Source organism: Kribbella sp. NPDC005582, from assembly GCF_040605415.1.
Classification (GTDB): Bacteria; Actinomycetota; Actinomycetes; order Propionibacteriales; family Kribbellaceae; genus Kribbella.
The window spans coordinates 295,847-315,810 of sequence record NZ_JBEXCU010000006.1 but is presented as its reverse complement, the minus strand read 5'-3'; the positions used below and the strand labels follow the sequence as shown (position 1 = coordinate 315,810).

The following is a 19,964-nucleotide window of genomic DNA, read 5'->3' as shown; positions in this document are numbered from 1 at the left end:
TTCAGGCCAGCAGTAGCGCCCAGTCGTCCAGTTCGCGCAGAATCCGCGGCAGGTGCTCGGCGGCGTCGAGCAGTGAGCGGGTGCAGGAGGCAACCTGTTCCGCGCTTTCGTCGCGGTGCCCGAGCGCCACCCACAGGCACCAAGCAGTGAAGCTGAGATGCCCGATGAGCAGTCCGGCAAAGGCTGTCGCGTCGGCGGGCCCGGCCGGGCCACCGGCATCGCGGTAAGACCCGATCAGCGCGCGGATGATGCGGGGGTCGCCGCCGGCAATACTCCGCTCGTTGGGAGCGGCCAGCCGGACGGCGTTGTTGGCCGCGTCCCACCAGGCAACGTCGGCCGTCGCCGACTCCCAGTCGATCAGCATCAGTCCGGTCGGAGTGGCGAGGATGTTGGCTCGGGCGGCATCGCCGTGAGTCATCGTCAGCGGCGGGCGGTTCCGCAGCGCCTCGGCGACCAGGTCGGCGGAGTCCTCGGCCACTCCGAGTACGGCGCGAGCGGCCTGGCCGACCGCTGGGTCCGCCATCCGCTCGGCCTGGCGGACCCAGTCGCGCCACTCCTCCAACGGGAAGACCTGAGACGCATCGGCGTCCTCGTCGACCTCAACATCCAACCGAGCGATCTTGGCCAGCACGCCGCCGAGCCAACCAGCCAGCTCCTCGTCGGCGACGTGGGCTTCCCGCAGGTCACGGCCGTCCACCCACTCGGTCACCCGGACGAGGTCCCTGCCCGGCGGCGCGTACCAGAAGCCCACACTGGGCTCGGGTGGCTGGACCGGGGCCGGCATCGGGATGCCCGCCGCCGCGGCGGCACTCTCCAGCCGGTGCACGGTCCAGGCCTTCGTACGCTGCCATTCGGACAGGTCGGAGCGCTCGGCGGAGCCGAGGCGGTCGTGCTTGACCACCCAGCGTCCAGTCGAGGTCGACACGACGCGAGTGACGGCGGGGCGGTCGCCGTTAGCCAGCGGTCGGTCCTCCAGGACGGATCCGAGGCCGAACGCGTCGGCGACCTGCTCGGCGGTGATTGGCATCCGGCGAGAATGTCACGCACCGCGCCGCGACGCGACACGATTTCGCCGCCCGGACCGCCACCACTCATCAACCTCGCACAGAGCGCGCGGCTCACGCTCAGCGCAGGCGATGCGGGAGGCCGAAACGACAGTTGGTGAGTGGCTGAGGTCCGCCCCGCGAAATGACCTGAGACGCCGCGCATACTGCCGGACATGGACCAGGTATGACCTCACCGGCGGATCCGCAGGACGAGTTCCGCGCGCTGTTCGAGCAGAACTTCCGGGAGCTGCTCGGTTATGCGCTGCGGCGGTGCGGATCAGCCGACGATGCGGCGGACGTCGTGGCCGACACCATGCTGGTCGCCTGGCGCCGGTTCGACCAGGTGCCCGTGGACGGGACAGCCCGGCTCTGGCTGTACGGCGTCGCCCGCCGAGTGCTCGCGAATCACCGGCGCGGGCTCCAGCGGCGGGACCGGCTCGGTGAGCGACTGCGGGTGGAGCTGCACGACGTCGTACCGGACCACGCCGGCGAGGTCGAGGCGAACGCCGTACTGCTGGCAGCCATGGCCGGGCTGAGCGAGAACGACCGCGAACTGCTGATGCTCACCGCGTGGGAGAACCTCGATCCGCAGGAGGCGGCCGTGGTGCTCGACGTACCGGCTCGGGTGGTTCGGACCCGGTTGCACCGGGCGCGGGGGCGGTTGCGGCAACGGCTGGGAGACGCCTTCGCCGATCACGGACATGAACGGGATGACAGAGCACTGCGACCAGCTCAGGAGGAGCGATGAACGACCGCGAACTCGACCGGCTGATCGCACGGGCCAACCCGTACGGCGACGACCGGGTCCGGCAGCTGCCGGCCGATCGCGCCGAGTCCGAACTGCTGGAGGAGATCTTGACCACCACCGAACCCGCCACCCGGCTGCGGCCGAGCCGGCGCCGCCGGGTCGCCATCGGGGCAGCCGCCGCGGTCGCCATCGCGGCAGCCGTCGCCGTCGTGGGGGCCGTGCTCCCCAAGGACAGTCCGATCGCGCCGATCGCCGGTCCGCAGCGGGCGTACGCGGCCGAGCTCGTCGCGGTCGCCGAGGCCAACGAGCGGATCCTGATCGACGACCCGGCCTGGAAGATCTCCCAGGTCGACGAGTTCACCAAAGACTCGGGCGACATGTCGTTCGCCAGCGGCGACAAGATCATCAAGCTCACGTGGTACGCGAGCGCTTCGTACAAGGACTACTACAAGGACCGGCTCCAGGGCACCGTCAGCCACGAAGAGGTCATGGTGCTCGGTCAGCGCGGCACGCTGTTCCGCTACGACGCGAACAGCACGGACCTCGCCTTCATGCTGCCCGCCAAGGGCGCGACCTTCGTCGAACTGCGGGCCGACCTCGGCTCCGAGGCCGCCTACCGGGACGTGCTCGGCAAGCTGAAGCAGGTCGACGTCGACACCTGGCTGAGCGCGATGCCCGAATCGGTCGTGAAGCCGGAGAAGGTCCGCGCGGCCGTCGACGGCATTCTCGCCGGGATCACGGTACCGAAGGGGTTCGACAAGGCGCCGCTGTACAAGGAGACGGTGATCGGGCGGTACCACCTGGGCGCCCGCGTCGCGACGGCCGCGTCGTGTGCCTGGCTCGACCAGTGGACCGCGGCGACGAAGTCCGGTGACAAGGCCAAGGCGGCCGAGGCCGTGAAGGCCATGCAGGGCAGCAAGTCCTGGAAGATCCTCCAGGAGATGAACGCCGAGGGTGACATGCCTGAGCTGATCTGGCAGTACGCCGACGAGATCGCCGGCAAGGCGAAGCCGGAGTCCAAGTCCGGCAAGCCCGCCGACGGCTACAAGGAAGGCCTCGGCTGCCGCTGAGAACGGCGAAAGGGCCGACCGGATTGCAGCCCGGTCGGCCCTTTCGCGTTGCTCAGTTGGCGATCAGCGAGCGCAGCACGTACTGCAGGATGCCGCCGTTGCGGTAGTAGTCCGCCTCACCGGGGGTGTCGATGCGGACGACCGCGTCGAACTCCTTGACGTCGCCGGCGGGCGACGTCGCGGTGACGTGCACGGTGCGCGGAATCGAGCCGTCGTTCAGCGCGGTGACGCCGCTGATGTCGAAGGTCTCCTCGCCGGTCAGGCCGAGCGACTCCGCGTTCTCGCCCTCGGGGTACTGCAGCGGCAGCACGCCCATGCCGATCAGGTTCGAGCGGTGGATGCGCTCGAACGACTCCGTGATCACGGCCCGCGCGCCGAGCAGCGCCGTACCCTTGGCCGCCCAGTCGCGCGACGACCCCGAGCCGTACTCCTTGCCGGCCAGGATGACCAGCGGGATGCCGGCCTCGGCGTACGCCTCGGAGGCCTCGTAGATGCTGGTCACCGGCGCGTCCGGCTTGGTGAAGTCGCGGGTGAAGCCGCCCTCGGTGCCCGGTGCGATCTGGTTGCGCAGCCGGATGTTCGCGAACGTGCCGCGGATCATCACCTCGTGGTTGCCGCGTCGCGAACCGTAGGAGTTGAAGTCCTTGCGGTCGATGTTGTGCTCGGCCAGGTACTTGCCCGCCGGGCTGTCGGCCTTGATCGCGCCGGCCGGCGAGATGTGGTCGGTCGTCACCGAGTCGCCGAGCTTGGCCAGCACCCGCGCCCCGGCGATGTCGGTCACCGGCGACGGCTCGTGCGCCATCCCCTCGAAGTACGGAGGCTTGCGCACGTACGTCGACTCGGCGTCCCAGGCGAAGGTCTTGCCCTCCGGCGTCGGCAGCGACTGCCAGCGCTCGTCACCGGCGAACACGTCGGCGTAGTCCTTGGTGAACATCTCCTTGGTGATCGAGGTCGCGATCACGGCCTCGACGTCGGCCGCGGTCGGCCAGATGTCGCGCAGGAAGACGTCGTTGCCGTCGGTGTCCTTGCCCAGGGCATCGGTCTCGAAGTCGAAGTCCATCGACCCGGCCAGCGCGTACGCGATCACCAGCGGCGGGCTCGCCAGGTAGTTCATCTTCACGTCCGGGTTGATCCGGCCCTCGAAGTTGCGGTTGCCGGACAGCACCGACACGACCGCCAGGTCGGCTTCCTGGACGCCGGCCGAGACCGCCTCGGGCAGCGGGCCCGAGTTGCCGATGCAGGTCGTGCAGCCGTAGCCGACCAGGTGGAAGCCGAGCTTCTCCAGGTACGGCGTGACGCCGGCCTTCTCGTAGTAGTCCGTGACGACCTTCGACCCCGGCGCCAGCGAGGTCTTCACCCACGGCTTGGACGCGAGGCCCTTGTCGACGGCGTTCTTGGCCAGCAGCGCGGCCGCCATCATCACCGACGGGTTCGACGTGTTGGTGCAGGAGGTGATGCTCGCGATCACGACGTGACCGTGGTCGAGCTCGATCTCCTGGCCGTCCAGCGAGATCGTGGTCTTCTTGGTCGGCCGGTCCTTGGCGGCCGGGGCGACGTGCGGGCTGTCGTCGGTGTGACCGTGCCCGTTGGGAGCGTCGCTGCCCGGGAAGCTGCCGAGCTCCGACGGGTCGACCTCGAGCTCCTCGGTCGCGTAGTCACCGAGCACACCGCGGAACGACTCCTTGGCCTTGCTCAGCTCGATCCGGTCCTGCGGCCGCTTCGGGCCGGCGATCGACGGTACGACGCTCGACAGGTCCAGCTCGAGGTACTCCGAGAACCGCGGCTCGACGGCCGGGTTGTGCCACAGACCCTGCTCCTTGGCGTACGCCTCGACCAGCGCGACGTCGTCGTCGGAGCGGCCGGTCAGCCGCAGGTACTCCAGCGTCACGTCGTCGATCGGGAAGATCGCGCAGGTGGAGCCGAACTCCGGGCTCATGTTGCCGATGGTGGCGCGGTTGGCCAGCGGCACCGCGGTGACGCCGTCGCCGTAGAACTCGACGAACTTGCCGACCACACCGTGCTGACGCAGCATCTGGGTGATCGTCAGGACGACGTCGGTCGCGGTCGCGCCGGCCGGCACCGAACCGGTCAGCTTGAAGCCGACGACCTTCGGGATCAGCATGCTGACCGGCTGGCCGAGCATCGCGGCCTCGGCCTCGATACCGCCGACGCCCCAGCCCAGCACGCCCAGGCCGTTCACCATCGTGGTGTGGCTGTCGGTGCCGACGCAGGTGTCCGGGTAGGCCTGGCCGTTGCGGACCATCACCGTCCGGGCGAGGTGCTCGATGTTCACCTGGTGCACGATGCCGGTGCCCGGCGGGACGACCTTGAACTCGTCGAACGCCGTCTGGCCCCAGCGCAGGAACTGGTACCGCTCGCGGTTGCGCTCGTACTCCAGCTCGACGTTGCGCTCGAAGGCGTCCTGACGGCCGAAGACGTCGATGATGACCGAGTGGTCGATGACCAGCTCGGCCGGCGCCAGCGGGTTGATCTTGGTCGGGTCGCCCCCGAGCTCGGCGACCGCCTCGCGCATGGTGGCCAGGTCGACCACACACGGCACGCCGGTGAAGTCCTGCATGATCACCCGGGCCGGGGTGAACTGGATCTCCGTGTCGGGAGCCGCGTTCTGGTCCCAGTTCGCCAGCTTGCGGATGTGGTCGGCGGTGATGTTCGCGCCGTCCTCGGTGCGCAGCAGGTTCTCCAGCAGCACCTTGAGGGAGTAGGGCAGCGTCTCCGCGCCCTCGATACCCGCCAACCTGAAGATCTCGTACGACTGTCCGTTGACCTCGAGTGCCCCCTGGGCACCGAAGCTGTCGACGCTCGCCATCAACCTGCTCCTCTATCCGGTCCAGTTCCGCTGGGCCCATCCTCCCGGGCCCCCGGCCCGGCCACGAGGTCAGGTAAACCTAACTTCATGGCGGGGAAGTCTCTCGACATCAAGATACACGACATCGAGTCACTTCTCACTTCACCTGCGGCAGAACCTCCGCGGCGATCAGGTCCAGGTGGTCCAGATCGCTCAGGTCCATGATCTGCACGTACTGGCGCTGCGAGCCCGCAGCCGCGAACTGACCGATCCGGTCGACGACCTCCGCCGGCGTACCGGCGATCGCGTCCCGCTTCAGCGCCTCCACGTCGCGGCCGATCGCCTCGGCCCGCTGCTTCACCTGGGCGTCGTCCTTGCCGACGACGACGGTGTGCGCGGTCGAGAGGGCGAGCGTCTTCGGGTCGCGGCCGGCCGCCGTACAGGCTGCTTGGACGCGCTCGAACAGGATTGCGGTCTCTTCGGGCGAGCGGAAGCCGGCGTTGAACTCGCTCGCGTACTGCGCGGCGAGGGCGGGGGTGCGCTTCTTGCCTGCGCCGCCGACGATGACCGGCGGGTGCGGCTGCTGGATCGGCTTCGGCAGTGCCGGGGAGTCGGTGAGCTGGTAGTGCTCGCCCTGGAAGTTGTACTTCTCCCCCACCGGCGTGTCCCAGAGACCGGTGATCAGCTCGAGCTGTTCGGTCAGCAGGTCGAACCGGCCGGGCGTGTCCGGGAAGTCCAAGCCGTACGCCTGGTGCTCCCGCTCGTACCAGCCCGCGCCGAGCCCGAGCTCCGCGCGACCGCCGCTCATCTGGTCGACCTGCGCGACGGTGATCGCGAGGACGCCCGGGTTGCGGAACGTGGCCGAGCTGACCAGCGTGCCGAGCTTGATCCGCTTCGTCTCCCGGGCCAGGCCGGCGAGAGTGATCCAGGCGTCCGACGGACCGGGGAGGCCGTCGCTGTCGCCCATCACGAGGTAGTGGTCGGAACGGAAGAACGCGTCGAAGCCGTTCTCCTCGGTCTGCTGCGCGACCGCGAGGAGATCGTCGTACGAGGCGCCTTGCTGGGGTTCGGTGAAGATCCTGAGAAGCATGCGGACCACGCTATCTCGCGTTGCTGTACAACCTCTCCACGTACGACGGCCGCCACTGCGGGTCGCGAGCCGTCAGCCGCCTGGCGAGGTTGCCGATGTCCAGGCGGGACTCGACCGGGGCATCCCACCAGTCGGGAACCTGGTCGTACCAGCGGTCGATCCGCAGCGTGCGGCCGGCCGCGTCGAGCCTCGCGAAGAGCCAACCGCCGTGCTCCCCTTCGGCCTCGGCGAGCCAGAGGTCCCCGAGGAGGCCGCTGAGTTTCTCGGCAGTCTGCTCGGGGTCGTCGACGTGTGGTGGCTCCAGGTCGAACCGGTAAGAGGGCGCCTCGGGGTCGAGCACCTGCACCTGGATGGTGAAGCCGGACGGGACGATCGCGGTGCGTGCTCGGCACCAGGCGTGCAGCGCGTCGAACGCGGGCGTCCGGGGTGGGCGGGGGCGGGCACGCTCGATCTCCGAGCGCATCGCCTCCTCGAGCGAGCCCGGAACCAGCTCAGGCGTGGGGCCGTCGGACCCTACGATCCCCAGTCCTGGGATCGACATCCCGCCGAGGGCCACCGCCCGCTGCGGGGCGGCGTGTGGCGCCGCCTGCGGCGCCAGGTCCGACTCGGGCTCGGGCTCGTCGGCGAACACCGCCGGGATCACCCCGGTCGGCTCGTCCTCCGGCCAGTCCTCGGGTGCTGCCTGAGGCTGGTCCTGGCCGCGGGTCAGCGCATCCGAGCCAGCCGTAGGCTCCCACCGCCCGTTGGCCTCACCATCACCGATCTGCACGGACTCGGTCCGGTCACCACCCGCCGCTGGCGCAGTCGCGTCACCAACCGCCGGCACGCTCCCGGTTGGCTCGTCGTCGCTAAATGCCGGCACAAAGCCGGTCGGCTCATCATCGCCAACCGCCGAGGCAGACTCGGTCCGGTCGCCGCCAGCCGGCGCCACGGACTCAGTCCGCGCGGCATCGCCCGCCGCCACAATCCCGGTCTGCCCGTCGTCGCTAAACGCCGGCACGGAACCGGTCGGCTCATCATCGCCAACCGCTGACGCAGACTCGGCCCGGTCGCCGCCCGCCGCCGCCATGGACTCAGCCGACGCGTCGTCGCTAAACGCTGGCACGAAGCCGGTCGGTTCATCATCGCCAACCATTGACGCAGACTCGGACCGGTCACCACCAGCCGCCGCCATGGACTCAGCCGACGCGTCGTCGTCAACCGCCGCCACGATCCCGGCCCGCTCATCACCAACCGCCAGACGGGCACCCGTCGACGCATCACCACCCACCGGTGGCACGACTCCGGTGGGCTCGTCGTCGTCAACCGCCGAACGAACGCCAGTCGGCTCGTCGTCGCCAACCATCGGTACGAAGCCGGTCGGCTCGTCGTCATCAAACGCGTCCGCCTGCTCACCCGGCCAGTGCGCGGCGTCCCCGGTCGCCGGCATCAAGCCCGGCATGGGCTCAGGGGCGGGCATGGGCATCGGCTCGGGCGTCGGAACGGATCCCGGCAGGGGCTCAGGTGTCGGCACCGATCCCGGCATCGGCTCGGGTCCCGGAATGGGTTCCGGCGTGGGCGCCGGTCCTGGCATCGGCTCGGGCGCGGGGATCGGATCGGGCATCGGCTCCGGGCTCGGAACCGGGCTGGGCTCAGGTGTGGGGTCCGGCTTGTGCTGAGGCTCAGGCGTCGGTTCCTGCGTGGAGTCCGCGTACCGGCCTGCGTCAGGCGCGGGATAGCGATCGGGGCCTGGTGCGGGGTCAGCGGTTGCGCCCGGCGTCGCGTACGAGTCCTCCCCGCGTGCGAGCGCATCCTGACCTGGCCCATGCTCCCGGTCCGGCGCTGATGCGAAGTCCGGCTCCGGCCGTGAAGCGCGGTCCAGCGCAGACGGGTTCGGCTCAGTTACGTCGTACCGGTCGGAGTCCCGTACGGCGTACGAGTCGGCGCCTGGCGCGGCGTTTTGATCCGCCCCGGCGCGGTCCAGCGCAGACGAGTTCGGCTCACCTACGTCGTACGGGTCGGCGTACGAGTCGGTGCCTGAGGTGGGGGTTGGTCTTGTGCCGGCGTGGTCCAGCGCAGGCGCAGCAGACGGATCCGACTCGCGTACGTCGTACCGGTCGGAGGCAGGTGCTGGGTACGCGTCGGCGCGTGGCCCGGCATTCGATTCCGTCCCAGCGAGGTTCGGCGCGGTCGAGCGGTGCGACCCGCGCGCGAGGTACGGGTCGGGATCTGGTGCGGGATACGGGTCTGGGCCTGGCGCGGGGTCTGGATCCGGCGCAGGTGTGGGGTACGGGTCGGGCTCGGGTGAAGGGTGCGGCTCCGGATCGGGCAAGGGCTGCGGGTCGGGAGCCGGTACAGGGTTGGGCTCCGGCGCGGGATATGGGTCCGGCCCTGGAGCGGGGTACGGGTCCGGCGCGGGGTGTGGTTCGGGGCTTGGGTCTGGGGACGGGTGGGGCGTGGGAGCGGGTTGGGGGTCTGTTGGTTGTGGCCAGGGCGCGGGGTTGGGCTGCGGTTGGGGCCACGGTTCGGGTTGCGGTCGGGGCCAAGGCTGAGGGTCGACCTGAGCTTCAGGGTGCAGGTCGGTCGAGGCTTCGAGGATCGCGGGAATCTCCGCGGTCTCGTCGTCGAGTGCGTCCTGCTCCGAGGACTCGGCGAACTGGTCGTTCGACTCACGACCGGCACCAGCGGACTCGCGCGCGAATGGGCTTTCTACGTCAGCGCCCGTGTCCCCGGCGTGGGCTGCGAATGGACTACCCGGCACGACATCGTCCGCCTGCGGCGCAAACGGGCTACCAGTTGCTGCGGTCTCCGAACCACCCGTCGTGGGCGCGAACGGGCTTGCAGGCTGCGGAGCAGACTCCTCGGTCGACTCAGGAGCGAACGGGCTCGCTTGGACCGACCCATCCGCCTGCGGCGCGAACGGGCTGGTGGGCTGCGGGGCGGCGTCGGCGGGCGGCTGGGGTGCGAACGGGGAGCGTCCGCTTGGCTGGGCGGGCTCGGTCGAGCGGCTTGGCTCGGTTGAGGGGGATCGCTCGGTCGACCTCGAGGCGTCGTTCGGTGTGACGAAGGGGTTGGTGTGGGGCTGGGTTGTCGCTAGGGGATCTGCAGGGAGCGCAGCCGGCTGGCCGGTGCGGGCGTCGTCCGGTTGGCTCGAGGGGTGGGCGGCAGGCCCGTTCGATCCCTCGGCCGGTGGGGCGAAGGGGTTGGTGTGGGGCTGGGTTGTGGCTAGAGGGTCCGCGGGGAGCGCAGCCGGTTGGGCGGTGCGGGCGTCGTCCGGTTGGCTCGAGGGGTGGGCGGTGGGCCCGTTCGACTCGTCGGGCGGCGGGGCGAAGGGCGACGGTCCGGTGAACGAGGCTTGATCGTCGGGGACGGCGGCGATCTCGGCGGTGGGGGCTTCGTCGTCGTCGGCGAGCGCGGCGGGTGCGGCGGGTGCGGCGGCAGATGTGGAGGGTGCGTCGGCGGGCGCGGGAGGCACAGCGGCAGGCGCGGGGGGCGTGGCGGCGAGCGCGGGAGGCACCGCGGCAGCCGCGGCGGGCGCGGGAGGCGCAGCGGTGGGAGCGAGAGGTGCAGCGGCGGGCGTGGGCGGCGCAACGGCGGGCGCGGGCGGCTCAGCGGCGGCGGATGCGGGTGCAGCAGGAGCAGCGGCGGCGGATGCGGGCGAGTGCGACTCGGGAGGCGACTCGACCCATTGGCCGTTGATCCAGGCCGGGCCATCCCAGGCCTCGGGGGCGCTAGCCGGCGATGCGTCTTGCTGGAACGGGTTGTACTCGCTGGTGGCTTCCGCGTCCGACCATGCCGGCTGCTCGGCGGTTTCCCAGTCTTGCTCCGGAGCGGCGGCGGTGTCCCAGTCCTGCGCGGCGGGGGGCGCCGCGGCGGCGGGGGTGTCCGCGAAGAGGCTGGCGTAGAAGTCGTCGCCTTCGTGGCGGCCGTCGCCTACGCGTGGGGGTTCGGAGGAGGGCAGGCGGTTGTTGGAGACGTAGGGACCGGGGGCGGCGGGTTGGGCGGCGGCGGGCGGTGGGGCGTCGTCGTGTTTGCGGCGGCGGAGCCAGCCTTGCTTCTTGTTGACGACGCCGTACTCGTCGGGGCCGGCGGCTGGAGCGTCGGTGGCGATCGGCTGGCCGGTGAACGGGCTGATACCGGGTGGGACGACGACGGACTCTTCGTCGTACGCCGGTGGGCCGTCGGGTGCTCCAGTCACGTCAGGCTCAACGACCGAACCCTCGGGTGCGTCATCCGCGACCGCAAGATTGGGCGAGCTCGTGAAGGCCGCGGCGGCGGCGACGCCGGCCGCGAGGTTCGGCTGGACCGGGGATCGCGCGTCCAGGGCGAACGGCTCGAAGAAGGCGGCCAACTGGGAGGGCGTGATGGCTCCGCCGGTACGGATCAGCTCGACGCCGTACGGGAGGAGTTCGTCGAGGCCGCCGAGGTAGTCGGCCCATTCGGCGACCCACTCGATCATTTCGCGGGCGGAGTCCTCCTCGGAAGTGATCCAGCCGCCGATCTCCAGGAAGCCGTCCGGTACCGGCTCCCACGGGTCACCCGGGTACGCCGCGCGCGCCCAGGTGCCGTTGAAGGCGCCGTACACGAAGCCCAACTCCCCCGCGGCGAGCCGCTCGCGCACCTCGGGCAGGCCGATCCACTCGGGTGAGCCTGCGAGCAGGTCGGAGCCGGCGGTCTGGCTGTGCTGGGTCTGGTAGCCGAACAGTACGGCGCGGCCGCCGTCGAGACGCTGGAGACGCAGGACGGAGCCGGTCTCGTCCTGGTGGTAGTACCCGCCGGCATCGGCGTACCACCGCCGGTCGAAACCGGTGGCGTGGGACACGGCGGCCAGCGCGCTCCAGCGAGCGCGCAGCTCCTCCGGGTCGTCGAGGTCAACGAGCGGCATTCAAGGTCTCCAGCGCATTGGAATCCAGACCCAGCACGCTACCCGAGCCTTCCGACACCCACCACTTAACTGTCCACAGGCTGCAACACGGCGACGCACTCGATGTGGTGCGTCATCCCGAAGAGATCGAAGGCGCGCAGCGACGCGATCCCGTAGCCGAGCCGCCCGAAGGTCTTCAGGTCCCGCGCCAGTGCCGCCGGGTCGCACGCTACATACGCGATCCGCCGGGGCGACAGCGCCGCAATCCGCCGTACGACGTCCTTCCCGGCACCCGTCCGGGGCGGATCCAGGACCACCAGATCGACGTGCTCGAGCCCCTCCCGGGCCGCAGTGTTCAGCACCCGATCGACGTCGCCCGCCTCGAGCTGGACGCTCGGCAGGTCGTGCAGATTGCGGCGCGCGTTCTTGACCGCGTCCTTGTCACCCTCGACAGCCAGGACCGTGCACCCAGCTTCCGCCATGAAGGCAGCAAACAGCCCCACACCGGAGTAGAGGTCCAGAGCCGACTCCCCCGCCGCAGGCTCGAGTCCGCTCATCACAGCGTCCACCAGCGTCTCCGGAGCGGCCGGGTGCACCTGCCAGAATCCACCGGCCTCCACCCGGAACCGCCGGTTCCGCACAACCTCCACCACTCGACCAGCAGGCGTCGAGTCAGTCAGTACGGCGGTCTTACCCTCCGACGACACGACAGCCTGCACAGACGACGCATCCGGCCACCGCCGACCCAGCACGTCCGGAGTCCCCGGGTGAGCGATCAGACACCGATCGATCTGGATCAGCTCGTGCGAGCGGTGGGCACGCATCCCCGGCCGGCCGTCGACAACGGCGTACCGCTGCCGGGTGCGCCAGCCGAGCCCGTCGTCACCAGGTGACTCCATGACCACGGTCCGCTCGATTCCACCGATCCGCCGCAGCGTGTCCGAGACCACGGTGGCCTTCAGACGGCGCTGCTCGACGATGTTGGCGTGCTGGAAGTCGCAACCGCCGCACAGCCCAGGACCGGCGTACGGGCACGGTGGCTCGATCCGCTGGGGTGACGGCGTCAGCACGGAGACGGCATCAGCCCGCAGGTACTTCGCGGTCTGCTCGGTGATCCGGGCATGCACCAGCTCGCCGGGGAGCGCGTGCCGGACGAAGACGACCTGGCCCTCGTACCTGGCCACACAGTGGCCACCGTGCGCCACCGGTCCTACCTCGACCTCGACTACGGTCCCAACAATGCTTTCGGCTGTCACCGATCTCCTGACGACTTGCGGGGCCCTCGACGTACCTGTCCGGCCACTCGTTCCTCCCGGTCCTGCCGCTCCTCAGCTGCCTGGGAAGAGATCAGCTGGTACGGAACGGACGTAACCATCACACCAGGTGTGAACAAGAGCCGCCCCTTGAGCCGCAGTGCGCTCTGGTTGTGGAGCACGTGTTCCCACCAGTGGCCGACCACGTATTCGGGGATGTAGACCATCACCACGTCCCGCGGCGACTGCCTGCGGATGTCCCGCACGTACTGCAGGATCGGCCGCGTGATCTCCCGGTACGGCGACGCCAAGCGCTTCAGCGGGATCGGGATGCCCATCCGGTCCCACTCGGCCTGCAGTACGTCGGACTCCTCGCGGTCGACGTCCACCGTGACCGCCTCGACCGTGTACGGCCGGGACGCCTTGGCGAAGGCCAGTGCGCGCAGAGTCGGCTTGTGCAGCTTCGACACCAGCACGATCGCGTGCACCCGGGACGGCAGCATCAGCGTCTCGTCGCTGTCCACAGCCGTCTGCCGGCCGACCGTGTCGTAGTGCCGGCGGATGCCCTTCATCAGCAGGAACAGCGCGGCCATCGCGATGATCGCGATGTAGGCGCCGTGGGTGAACTTGGTCAGCAGCACGATCACCAGCACGATGCCGGTCATCGTCAGGCCGACGGTGTTGATCACCCGGGACCGCATCATCTGGTTCCGCTTGCCGCCGTCGGTCTCGCTCTTCAGGTGCCGCGTCCAGTGCCGGATCATGCCGAACTGGCTGAGCGTGAAGCTGACGAACACCCCGACGATGTAGAGCTGGATCAGCTTGGTGACCTCGGCGTCGAAGGCGACGATCAGCCCGATCGCGCAGAGTGCCAGCAGAATGATCCCGTTGCTGTAGGCGAGCCGGTCACCACGGGTGTGCAGCTGCCGCGGCAGGAAGCCGTCGCGCGCCAGGATCGAGCCCAGCACCGGGAAGCCGTTGAACGCGGTGTTGGCCGCGAGCACCAGGATCAGCATGGTCGCGCCGATGACCAGGTAGAACCCGGGCGGGAAGTTCGAGAAGACCGAGTCGGCGATCTGCGCGATCACCGTCTTCTGCGCGTAGCCCGGGCCGATCGGTTCACCGTTCTGGGTGAGCTGGGTCGCGGGATCCTCGGCGAACCGCAGCCGGATCTTGTCGGCCAGGAACAGGATGCTCATCAGCATCGTGACCGCGATCGTCCCGAGCAGCAGCAGCGTCGTGGCCGCGTTCTTGCTCTTCGGCTTCCGGAACGCCGGTACGCCGTTGCTGATCGCCTCGACACCGGTCAGCGCCGCACAGCCGGACGAGAACGCCCGCGCCAGCAGGAACACCGCCGCCAGTCCGTTGAACACCTCGTGCCCCGGCTCCGGCCGGACCTCGAAGTTCGCGCTCTCCGCCAGCGGCAGCGCGCCGGCGGCGTACCGGATCACTCCCCACAGCGCCATCCCGATCACCGCCGCCATGAAGATGTACGTCGGGATCGCGAACACTGCCCCGGACTCGCGGACGCCGCGCAGGTTCATCGCCGTCAGCAACAACACCAGCCCGACCGCGATCGGTACCTCGTGCCCGGCCAGGAACGGCAGCGCGGACTTCGCGTTCTGGACGCCGGACGAGATCGACACCGCCACCGTGAGGACGTAGTCGACCATCAGCGCGCTGGCGACGGTCAGACCGGCCGTCGGGCCGATGTTGACCGTTGCGACCTCGTAGTCGCCGCCACCCGACGGGTAGGCGTGCACGTTCTGCCGGTACGACGCGACCACCACGAGCATCACGAACGCGACCAGCAGGCCGATCTTCCAGGAGAAGCTGTAGGCGGCCAGGCCGGACAGGGACAGGGTCAGGAAGATCTCGTCAGGTGCGTAGGCGACCGAGGACAGTGCGTCACTGGCGAACACCGGCAGGGCGAGCCGCTTGGGCAAAAGCGTCTCACCCAGCTGGGTGCTACGCAGTTTGCGACCGAGCAGCAGCCGTTTGCCGATATCGCCGAGAGCGGGAGTCACACGGGAGATGTTAGAGGGCGACCGGTACTCCTGTAGCGTCTATCCCTGCCGAACCGACCATTGTGCCCCGCGGGGGCAAGGAGTGATCAGCGAGTGCACGTCGTCATCATGGGGTGCGGCCGCGTCGGCTCGACGCTGGCGAGAAACCTCGAGAAGCGCGGCCATACGGTCGCGATCATCGACCAGTCCGCCGACTCCTTCCGGCGGCTGAGCCCGAACTACACCGGTCGCACGGTGACCGGGATGGGCTTCGACCGCGAGGTACTGATCGAGGCCGGGATCGAGGAGGCCGAGGCGTTCGCCGCCGTCTCCAACGGCGACAACTCCAACATCCTGGCCGCGCGGGTCGCCCGGGAGAACTTCGGCATCAGCAACGTGGTGGCCCGCATCTACGACCCGGGCCGCGCCGAGGTCTACCAGCGGCTCGGTATCCCCACTGTCGGCACGGTGCGCTGGACGGTCGACCAGATGATGCGCCGGCTGCTGCCCGAGGGCTCGGAGCCGGAGTGGCGCGACCCGTCGGGCACGGTCCGGCTCGCCGAGGTGCACGTGCACTCCGACTGGGTTGGCCGGCTGGCCCTCGACATCGAGAAGGCCACCGGGGCGCGGGTCGCGTTCCTGACCCGGCTCGGCGAGGGCTTCATGCCCAAGGCCGACACGGTCATCCAGGAGGGCGACCTGGTCCACGTCGTGATGCTGGAGCGGGACGCCGCCGCGATCGAGTCCCAGCTCGGCACCAAGCCTGAGGAGCTGTGATGCGGGTAGCCATCGCCGGGGCCGGCCAGGTCGGCCGGTCGATCGCCAGCGAACTGCTGGACAACGGCCACGAGGTCCTGCTGATCGACAAGGACCCGCGCGCCATCAAGGCCGAGTCGGTGCCGCGCGCCGAGTGGCTGCTGGCCGATGCCTGCGAGCTCTCCTCCCTGGAGGAGGCCGCCTTGCAGCGTTGCCAGGTCGCGATCGCCAGCACCGGTGACGACAAGGTCAACCTGGTCGTCTCGCTGCTCGCGAAGACCGAGTTCGGCGTTCCCCGGACCGTTGCCCGGGTCAACCATCCGCGCAACGAGTGGATGTTCAACGAGGCCTGGGGGGTGGACGTCTCCGTCTCCACCCCGCGGATCATGTCCGCGCTGGTCGAGGAGGCGGTCTCGGTCGGCGACCTCGTCCGCCTGTTCACCTTCCGGCAGGGCGACGCGAACCTCGTCGAGCTCACGCTCCCCGAGGACTCCCCCATGATCGGCCTGCGCGTCGGTGACATCGACTGGCCGCTCGATACTGCTCTGGTCGTCATCCTCCGCGAAGGCCGCGTCCTGCGTCCGGACCCGGACGGCACTCTCGAGCTGAACGACGAGCTCCTGTTCGTCGCGGCCGACGAGACCGAGGAGCAGCTGGAAGACATGCTCTCGCCGCACCACCGCGGCCGCGAGCGCTAGCCAACTGCCAGACCCCGGAGGGCCCGCTCAGCTTTCGCGAGCGGGCTCTTCCTTCTTCTCCTCGGCGGTGGCCGGAGGCGGCGGCTGGGTGCCCTTGAGGAGATGGGTGAAGTTCTCCTTCACCTCGTCCCACTTGTCCTCGGACATCGACCCCCGCAGTACGGCGTACGCCGCCCAGAGGGTGAGCGCGTAGAACGGCAAGCCGAGCGCGATCTTGGCGACGCCCAGAGCGTTGACGCTGTCGGTGAGGTAGAGCGGCACCATGATGGCCAGCCGGATGCCCACTTGTGCGGCGAACACCATCGTGACCCGGGTCAGTGCCCGGTTGAGCTCGACATCCTGGCGCCAAGCCAGCCACGTCTGCGTGATAGCGCCGTACAGCAGGCCGAACAACGGGTACCGCGTGATCAGCGTGATCGCGTAGAGCGCGAAGAAGCACGAGTTCAGGATGATGCCCGGCAGGAAGACGTCTTCCGCCTGGCCGGTGCGCGACGCGGTGAACGCCGAGATGCCGACACCGACGAAACCGCCGATCACGTTGGCGATCGGCTTGCGCTGGATCAACCGGACGACGCCGACCACGGCCGCCGCCGAGATCGCGACGATCAGGGCCAGCTTCAGGTCATGGTCGCTGAACGCGTAGACGACGGTGAAGGCGATCCAGGGCAGGCCGATGTCGACCAGCATGCCGACCCAGCCGAGGACCTGCTGCGCAGTGCTCTTGGGCGGCGCCTTGAGCGGCTCAGCCATGAGCTGCCGTCGGACGGAGCTCGTAGCGCGGGTTGAACATCACCCGGTCGCCGTCGACGACCCCGATCCGGCCGGAAGCGGTCAGCTCCGAGCCTGGGTGGATGCCGGCGATCTTGCGCCGGCCCAGCCAGACCAGCTTCACCGTCCCGGTTCCGTCGTACAACTCGCCCTCCAAGGCCGGTACGCCGCCGCGCGGGCTGAACGTGATGGTCCGCAACGTGCCGTACAGCGTGACGACCTCGCGGTCGCGGCAGCCGGTGATGGACCGCGCGCCACAGTCGAGCGCGTAGTCACGAAGAACCTCTGCGTCCTGCTGGTCCCGGTCCCCGGCCAGCCCGCGGAACGCCCGCCGGAACAGGCCGGCGGGTTTGTCACTACCCATGGCTCTGATTGTAGTCCGGTTACGCCTGCTCGGATCCCTCGACCGGCTGGGCGCCCTCGGGCAGCCGGAGCGGCAGCGACTCACGCACGGCCATCGGCTCGTCACCGCGGACGACGATCACCTCGCGCAGCGTCTGCTCGAGCGGTGCGGCGGCCTCCGGGTCGACCGCGGCACGGCCGAGAATGGTGGCGCGGAGCAGCCAGCGCGGGCCGTCGATACCGACCACCCGGGAGGTCTGGCTGTAGATCTTGCCGTCCGGGTCCTCGACCGGCACGACCAGCACCAGGTCGGTGCCGAACGCGCTCTCGCTCTCGGTCGCGGTGCCGCCCATCCGGGTCGCCTCACCGGCGATCTCCTGGCGGACCTCGTCCCAGATGCCGCTGCGCTTCGGCGCGGCGAAGGCGCGCAGCTCCAGCGCCGAGTCCTCGACGACGAGCAGAATCGCCTGCACCTCGCCGGACTGCTCGTCGACCTGCAGCCGCAGCTCCATCCCCGGCAGCCCGCTGATCACCAGGGCGCCGAGGTCGATCCGGTCCTCGGCCTCGAGCAGCGCCGGGTCCACCTCGCTGGAGTCGAACGGGCCCTCGGCGCGGGGACCGGCCGTCTCGGCGGCGGTCTCGGTCTCGAGCTCTTCGTTCTTGTCCTTACGGCGGAAAATCACGGTCCTTGCCTACTTCCTGAGTCGTTTCGTGCAGCGGCGGTAGTCTCCCGCATTCGTGGTGTCACCCGTCGCACCTGATCAGCGTGTCACAGTCCCGAAACCGCCCGTCGACCCGTGCCCGCCCTCGCCGCGGTCGGAGCCGGGCAGCGTGGTCACCTCGACGAACTTCACCTTCTCCACCTGCTGAACGACCAGCTGCGCGATTCTGTCCCCGCGCTTCAGCGTCACTTCGGCGTGCGGGTCGAGATTGATCAGGCAGACCTTGATCTCGCCCCGGTAGCCCGCATCCACGGTGCCCGGTGCGTTCACGATCGACACCCCGTGCTTGGCGGCCAGGCCGGACCGCGGGTGCACGAAGGCGGCGTACCCGTCCTGCAAGGCGATCGCGATGCCGGTGCCGACCAGGCCGCGCTCGCCGGGCTTGAGGGTGAGGTCGGAGACCGCCACCAGGTCCGCGCCGGCATCGCCGGGATGCGCGTACGCCGGGATCGGCAGGTCAGGGTCGAGTCGCTGGATCAGAACCTCGGTCACGAGAGGCGACCCTACCGACGCGCGCTGAGACCTCGCATGCCAGGCTGGCACAGTGGGTCATTACATGGGCGAATACCGCGAAAGACTGAGCGTGCCGGTGTCCTGGTGGATCATCTCCGCCGCCGCGGTCGTGACGCTGTTCGGCATCACCGCCGTTCCGGCCGGCCCGCTCGCCGGGACCATCGTCGGAGCCGTCGCACTGCTGGTGCTGCTGGCGCTCCTGATCCGGTACGGCGCCGCCCGCGTCGAGGTGGACGCCGACCGTTTCCACGCCGGCCGGGCAGCGATCGAGCGCCGGTATCTCGGCACCGCCGAAGCCCTGACCGGCGAGGACGCCCGCAACGCGTTCGGCCGCGACTGCGACCCGCAGGCCTACCTGCTGCTGCGCAGCTACGCGCGCGGCGCGGTCCGGGTCGCGATCACCGATCCGCGCGACCCAGCGCCGTACTGGGTGGTCGCCACGCGGCACCCCGAACGGTTGGCGGCGGCTCTGAGCGGGCACAGCGTGACAAGATCCTGACTGACGGGAACTTGTGTTAGGAGGCAGTGGTGGTCGGAGCGAAGATCGGCTGGAAGCTGGTGCAGGCCGCGTTCACGGTGGTGCTGGGCCTGGCCGCGAGCAAGGCGGTCGGCACGGCCTGGAAGCTGGGCCGCGGCGGTAAGCCCCCGAAGAACGGCGAGGGCGGGTACGCCGAGGTGGTCGCCTGGGCGGCTGCCAGCGGTGCGGCTGCGGCGGTGGCCAGGCTGTTCGCCGAGCGCCAGGCCGCGTCGTACTACCTGAAGTCCACCGGGCACGCCCCGCCCGGCTGGGAGCAGGACGCGAAGGCCCGCAGCGGGCTGGTGAAAAGCACGGACTGAGGTCCGTTCGGACACGACGACGGGACCGTCCCCGGCAGGGGTACGGTCCCGTTGGCGTTCTAACGAAGAAGAGGGCGCTGGATCAGACGCAATCGCGGCAGATCAGCTGCCCGTTCTTCGTCTCTGCGAGCTGGCTGCGGTGGTGCACCAGGAAGCAGGTCGAACACGTGAACTCGTCGGCCTGGCGTGGCAGCACCCGCACTGCCAGCTCTTCGTGACTCAGGTCGGCACCAGGCAGCTCGAAACTCTCGGCCGCCTCCGCCTCGTCCTCGTCAACCTTGCCGGAGTTCTTGTCGTGACGGCGAGTCTTCAGTTCCTCGATCGACTCTTCGGAAGCGTCCTCGTCCGTCTTGCGCGGGGCGTCGTAATCAGTCGCCATGGTGTTCCCTGCCCTCTTCGTACCCGTGGTGTTGCCTTGCTGAGCCCTTGAACGGGTGGAGCGGCCGAGAAATTCCGCGCCGAGGTA

The 19,964-nt window shown here is 69.7% G+C and carries 17 protein-coding genes; 6 read left to right on the top strand and 11 right to left on the bottom strand.

Translation table 11 applies throughout. The annotated features are described in order from the left end of the window. Position 1: 1 nt before the first annotated feature. On the bottom strand, positions 2–1,027 hold the full coding sequence (locus ABZS29_RS30805; RefSeq protein ID WP_355467170.1) for an aminoglycoside phosphotransferase family protein: 1,026 nt from the start codon (positions 1,025–1,027) through the stop codon (positions 2–4). A gap of 203 nt (positions 1,028–1,230) precedes the next feature. Here ABZS29_RS30805 and ABZS29_RS30800 point away from each other — a divergent pair, with 203 nt between their 5' ends. Both ABZS29_RS30800 and ABZS29_RS30795 read left to right on the top strand, forming a co-directional pair. Further along, complete coding sequence (locus tag ABZS29_RS30800) at positions 1,231–1,794, top strand: RNA polymerase sigma factor (protein ID WP_355467168.1); 564 nt, start codon at positions 1,231–1,233, stop codon at positions 1,792–1,794. Next, a complete protein-coding gene (locus tag ABZS29_RS30795; RefSeq protein ID WP_355467166.1) occupies positions 1,791–2,864 on the top strand; it encodes a hypothetical protein in 1,074 nt (357 codons plus the stop codon). The genes ABZS29_RS30800 and ABZS29_RS30795 overlap by 4 nt, the downstream gene beginning before the upstream one ends. A gap of 52 nt (positions 2,865–2,916) precedes the next feature. Here ABZS29_RS30795 and acnA read toward each other — a convergent pair whose 3' ends face one another. The 5 genes from acnA to ABZS29_RS30770 all read right to left on the bottom strand — a co-directional run bounded on the left by acnA (position 2,917) and on the right by ABZS29_RS30770 (position 14,883). Further along, positions 2,917–5,691 (bottom strand): aconitate hydratase AcnA, encoded by a 2,775-nt coding sequence (gene acnA / locus ABZS29_RS30790; protein WP_355467164.1) that lies wholly within the window; start codon positions 5,689–5,691, stop codon positions 2,917–2,919. A 136-nt stretch (positions 5,692–5,827) separates the two neighbouring features. Next, positions 5,828–6,760 carry an LLM class F420-dependent oxidoreductase gene (locus ABZS29_RS30785; RefSeq protein ID WP_355467162.1) on the bottom strand — a complete coding sequence of 311 codons (933 nt, stop codon included), beginning with the start codon at positions 6,758–6,760 and terminating at the stop codon, positions 5,828–5,830. A 10-nt stretch (positions 6,761–6,770) separates the two neighbouring features. Further along, positions 6,771–11,624, bottom strand: a complete 4,854-nt coding sequence (locus tag ABZS29_RS30780) for a hypothetical protein (RefSeq protein ID WP_355467160.1) — start codon at positions 11,622–11,624, stop codon at positions 6,771–6,773. Between the two features lie 65 nt (positions 11,625–11,689). Continuing rightward, a complete protein-coding gene (locus ABZS29_RS30775) occupies positions 11,690–12,859 on the bottom strand; it encodes a TRAM domain-containing protein (protein WP_355467158.1) in 1,170 nt (389 codons plus the stop codon). Then, positions 12,856–14,883 carry an APC family permease gene (locus ABZS29_RS30770; RefSeq protein ID WP_355467157.1) on the bottom strand — a complete coding sequence of 676 codons (2,028 nt, stop codon included), beginning with the start codon at positions 14,881–14,883 and terminating at the stop codon, positions 12,856–12,858. Before ABZS29_RS30770 ends, ABZS29_RS30775 begins: the two co-directional genes overlap by 4 nt. 108 nt (positions 14,884–14,991) lie before the next feature. Here ABZS29_RS30770 and ABZS29_RS30765 point away from each other — a divergent pair, with 108 nt between their 5' ends. Continuing rightward, a complete protein-coding gene (locus ABZS29_RS30765; RefSeq protein WP_355467523.1) occupies positions 14,992–15,639 on the top strand; it encodes a TrkA family potassium uptake protein in 648 nt (215 codons plus the stop codon). After that, positions 15,639–16,316, top strand: coding sequence for a TrkA family potassium uptake protein (locus tag ABZS29_RS30760; RefSeq protein WP_355467155.1), 678 nt, complete (start codon positions 15,639–15,641; stop codon positions 16,314–16,316). The genes ABZS29_RS30765 and ABZS29_RS30760 overlap by 1 nt, the downstream gene beginning before the upstream one ends. Positions 16,317–16,343: 27 nt before the next feature. Here ABZS29_RS30760 and ABZS29_RS30755 read toward each other — a convergent pair whose 3' ends face one another. From ABZS29_RS30755 to dut, 4 genes are all read right to left on the bottom strand, one after another. After that, entirely contained in the window at positions 16,344–17,066 is a 723-nt protein-coding gene (locus ABZS29_RS30755) for a DUF3159 domain-containing protein (protein ID WP_355467153.1), read from the bottom strand. Further along, entirely contained in the window at positions 17,059–17,448 is a 390-nt protein-coding gene (locus ABZS29_RS30750; protein ID WP_355467151.1) for an OB-fold nucleic acid binding domain-containing protein, read from the bottom strand. Before ABZS29_RS30750 ends, ABZS29_RS30755 begins: the two co-directional genes overlap by 8 nt. Before the next feature lie 19 nt (positions 17,449–17,467). Further along, the gene (locus ABZS29_RS30745; protein ID WP_355467149.1) at positions 17,468–18,109 is read right to left on the bottom strand and encodes a DUF3710 domain-containing protein; all 642 of its coding nucleotides are present in this window, start codon (positions 18,107–18,109) and stop codon (positions 17,468–17,470) included. Positions 18,110–18,187: 78 nt separating this feature from the next. Then, positions 18,188–18,640 (bottom strand): dUTP diphosphatase, encoded by a 453-nt coding sequence (gene dut / locus ABZS29_RS30740; protein ID WP_355467147.1) that lies wholly within the window; start codon positions 18,638–18,640, stop codon positions 18,188–18,190. Between the two features lie 91 nt (positions 18,641–18,731). Here dut and ABZS29_RS30735 point away from each other — a divergent pair, with 91 nt between their 5' ends. Both ABZS29_RS30735 and ABZS29_RS30730 read left to right on the top strand, forming a co-directional pair. Next, positions 18,732–19,160: a DUF3093 domain-containing protein gene (locus ABZS29_RS30735; protein ID WP_355467146.1), complete on the top strand. Its 429-nt coding sequence runs from the start codon at positions 18,732–18,734 to the stop codon at positions 19,158–19,160. A 29-nt stretch (positions 19,161–19,189) separates the two neighbouring features. Next, entirely contained in the window at positions 19,190–19,498 is a 309-nt protein-coding gene (locus ABZS29_RS30730) for a DUF4235 domain-containing protein (RefSeq protein ID WP_355467144.1), read from the top strand. An 82-nt stretch (positions 19,499–19,580) separates the two neighbouring features. Here the strand turns inward: ABZS29_RS30730 and ABZS29_RS30725 are convergent, their stop codons facing one another. Continuing rightward, complete coding sequence (locus tag ABZS29_RS30725; protein WP_355467143.1) at positions 19,581–19,877, bottom strand: DUF4193 domain-containing protein; 297 nt, start codon at positions 19,875–19,877, stop codon at positions 19,581–19,583. Positions 19,878–19,964 lie beyond the last annotated feature (87 nt).

What these genes read in the sequence shown, in the direction of transcription:
- ABZS29_RS30805 (WP_355467170.1), bottom strand. Translation starts at nt 1,027, where the DNA reads ATGCCAATCACCGCCGAGCAGGTCGCCGACGCGTTCGGCCTCGGATCC.
- ABZS29_RS30800 (WP_355467168.1), top strand. Translation starts at nt 1,231, where the DNA reads ATGACCTCACCGGCGGATCCGCAGGACGAGTTCCGCGCGCTGTTCGAG.
- ABZS29_RS30795 (WP_355467166.1), top strand. Translation starts at nt 1,791, where the DNA reads ATGAACGACCGCGAACTCGACCGGCTGATCGCACGGGCCAACCCGTAC.
- acnA (WP_355467164.1), bottom strand. Translation starts at nt 5,691, where the DNA reads ATGGCGAGCGTCGACAGCTTCGGTGCCCAGGGGGCACTCGAGGTCAAC.
- ABZS29_RS30785 (WP_355467162.1), bottom strand. Translation starts at nt 6,760, where the DNA reads ATGCTTCTCAGGATCTTCACCGAACCCCAGCAAGGCGCCTCGTACGAC.
- ABZS29_RS30780 (WP_355467160.1), bottom strand. Translation starts at nt 11,624, where the DNA reads ATGCCGCTCGTTGACCTCGACGACCCGGAGGAGCTGCGCGCTCGCTGG.
- ABZS29_RS30765 (WP_355467523.1), top strand. Translation starts at nt 14,992, where the DNA reads ATGGGGTGCGGCCGCGTCGGCTCGACGCTGGCGAGAAACCTCGAGAAG.
- ABZS29_RS30760 (WP_355467155.1), top strand. Translation starts at nt 15,639, where the DNA reads ATGCGGGTAGCCATCGCCGGGGCCGGCCAGGTCGGCCGGTCGATCGCC.
- ABZS29_RS30755 (WP_355467153.1), bottom strand. Translation starts at nt 17,066, where the DNA reads ATGGCTGAGCCGCTCAAGGCGCCGCCCAAGAGCACTGCGCAGCAGGTC.
- ABZS29_RS30750 (WP_355467151.1), bottom strand. Translation starts at nt 17,448, where the DNA reads ATGGGTAGTGACAAACCCGCCGGCCTGTTCCGGCGGGCGTTCCGCGGG.
- ABZS29_RS30725 (WP_355467143.1), bottom strand. Translation starts at nt 19,877, where the DNA reads ATGGCGACTGATTACGACGCCCCGCGCAAGACGGACGAGGACGCTTCC.